This is a genomic window from Achromobacter sp. DMS1 (assembly GCF_001270295.1).
This window is the reverse complement of sequence record NZ_LHSJ01000350.1, coordinates 1-2378: the sequence shown is the minus strand read 5'-3', so window position 1 is coordinate 2378 and position 2378 is coordinate 1. Positions and strand designations below refer to the sequence as shown.

Below are 2378 nucleotides of genomic sequence, written 5' to 3'. Positions count from 1 at the left end.
TGGCGAGGGAAGCATTAATGCTGTCAGCAAACCCCGGTGCGACGAGGTGTCGGCGCGCAAGGAATTACTGATTGGCCTGCCCGCGCGTGCGCGGGCGGATTCCGCGAGCCATTCTAGGCGAGCAAAGCATCCACGAGCGAATTGAAGGCGCGGCCGTCAACCCGCCGGCCATTGCTTGCCTCGCCCGCGCAGACTGCATCGGCTTTGTCCCCGAACAGGTAGGGCAGATACGTGCTGTAGTTGCGCCTCTTCGTATTCGAGAAGGAGAAGCCGGGCAAATGGCCATCTGTAGTAACCGGTGCCCTCCCTGAGCCGGACCGCGACCTGTCGCTTCACATCGTCGGCAGAATACACGCCCGCCCATTCGAAGGACGGGTCTGACCGAGAATCACCGGCCTCCTCGTTATCGATGTAGGCCTTCACGTAGCGTTTCGCAAACGCAATGGCGTCCGCGGCAGGCATCTCGGGCAAGCCATTGTCCCTCCAAGGGCACCCGAGCGGATCCGGGCGCAGGAGTGAGTGCGCCATCCGGTTCATGTGAGACCGGCCGAGGTGACTCGCCCGCCCCGACAAGTTAAGCACCAGCACAACGAACCGCGGCAGAGACTGATCCCGACGCCATGGATTCGGGCCAGTTCCGGCATAGCCCTGGCAGGCGCAGGGGCATACACATATATCGCTCTTTAACGATATATGATTCGATAAATTGCGAAATACCGATATGGAAACCGAACCCGATTCTTCCGCCGCCGACGCGCCGCCGCTGGACGCCGACGCCATCCACAAGGCGCTGGCCAACCCGGTGCGCCGCGAGATCCTGGCCTGGCTGAAAACGCCTCGCGACTATTTCGAGGAGCGTCCCGGCCACAGCTTCGAGCACGGCGTGTGCGCGGGGCACATCGATGCGCGCTGCGGCCTGTCGCAGTCCACCGTGTCGTCGCACCTGGCCATTCTGCAGCGCGCCGGCCTGATCTTGGCGACCCGCAACGGGCAGTGGATTTTCTATCGGCGCAATGAACCCGTCATCGCCGCGTTCCTGCGGCAGTTGAACCACGACCTATAGCAAGCAGGCGCCCGGCCGCGGGCGCAAAGGATATGGCATGAGCCTTTTGTTCGAACCCCTGAGCGTGGGCGATCTCGTCCTGCCCAACCGCATCGTCATGGCGCCCCTGACCCGCATGCACGCCGGCCCCGGCCGCGTGCCCGACGCCCTCATGGCCGAGTACTACCGCCAGCGCGCCGGCGCCGGCATGATCCTGAGCGAAGCCACGGCGGTCATGCCGCGCGGCGTGGGCTACGCCGACACGCCCGGCCTGTGGTCGCCCGAGCAGGTGCGCGGCTGGCGGCAGGTGACTGCCGGGGTGCACGAAGCCGGCGGACGCATTCTGGCCCAGCTCTGGCACGTGGGCCGGATTTCCGACCCCGAGCTGCTCGATGGCGAGCTGCCCGTGGCGCCCAGCGCCGTGGCCGCCGAGGGCTGCGTCAGCCACCTGCGCCCCAAGCGTGCCTATGTCACGCCGCGCGCGCTGGAAGCCGCGGAGATCCCGGGCATCGTCCAGGCCTATCGCCATGCGGCCCAGATGGCGATGGAAGCCGGTTTCGACGGGGTGGAAGTGCATGGCGCCAACGGCTATCTGCTGGATCAGTTCCTGCAGGATGGCAGCAACCTGCGCACCGACGACTACGGCGGCCCGGTGGAGAACCGCGCCCGGCTGCTGTTGGAAGTCGCCGACGCCTGCATCGCGGTCTGGGGCGCGGGCCGGGTGGGCGTGCACCTGTCGCCGCGCGGCGGCGTGCATTCCATGCGGGACTCGAATCCCGCGGCCACCTTCGGCTACGTGGCCCGCGAGCTGGGCCGGCGCGGCATCGCTTTTCTCTGCGTGCGCGAATACGAAGCGGCCGACAGCCTGGGCCCCGACCTCAAGGCGGCCTTCGGCGGCATCTACATCGCCAACGAGGGCTTTACGCGCGAGTCGGCCGAAGCGGCCATCGCCGCGGGCCGCGCCGACGCCGTGGCCTTCGGGGTGCCGTACATTGCCAACCCCGACCTGGCGCGCCGTTTCGCGCTGAAGGCCGAACTCAACGAGGCCGACGCCTCCACCTTCTACACGCCCGGCCCGCACGGCTACACCGATTATCCGGCGCTGCCGGACTGACGCCGGTCAGGCGCCCGCGAGGGCGGGGTAGGTGTAGAGCGCGAAGTGCGCCAGATTCAGCCCCGCGTGCGCCAGCACGGCCGCCGCCAGCCCGCCGCGGCGGTAGGCCGCGCCGTAGGCCAGGCCCGCCAGCGTGGCCAGCGGCACCCACGCCCAGCCGCCCGCCGCATGGGCCAGCCCCAATATGGGCCAGCCCGAACAAAACGGCGGAAACCGCCACCG

3 protein-coding genes are annotated in these 2378 nt (G+C 68.1%); 2 read left to right on the top strand and 1 reads right to left on the bottom strand.

Annotated features, from left to right (window positions below):
* Positions 1 to 721: 721 nt before the first annotated feature.
* Both AD428_RS24015 and AD428_RS24010 read left to right on the top strand, forming a co-directional pair.
* Positions 722 to 1063, top strand: a complete 342-nt coding sequence (locus tag AD428_RS24015) for an ArsR/SmtB family transcription factor (protein WP_053246824.1) — start codon at positions 722 to 724, stop codon at positions 1061 to 1063.
* Between the two features lie 37 nt (positions 1064 to 1100).
* Positions 1101 to 2156, top strand: coding sequence for an alkene reductase (locus AD428_RS24010; RefSeq protein ID WP_053246823.1), 1056 nt, complete (start codon positions 1101 to 1103; stop codon positions 2154 to 2156).
* A 6-nt stretch (positions 2157 to 2162) separates the two neighbouring features.
* Here AD428_RS24010 and AD428_RS24005 read toward each other — a convergent pair.
* Positions 2163 to 2378 (bottom strand): CPBP family glutamic-type intramembrane protease (locus AD428_RS24005; protein ID WP_152968217.1); only part of this gene is annotated, 216 nt, incomplete at its 5' end.

Bases quoted from the DNA above. Each gene is read 5' to 3' on its own strand.
- AD428_RS24015 (WP_053246824.1), top strand. From the start codon at position 722: ATGGAAACCGAACCCGATTCTTCCGCCGCCGACGCGCCGCCGCTGGAC.
- AD428_RS24010 (WP_053246823.1), top strand. From the start codon at position 1,101: ATGAGCCTTTTGTTCGAACCCCTGAGCGTGGGCGATCTCGTCCTGCCC.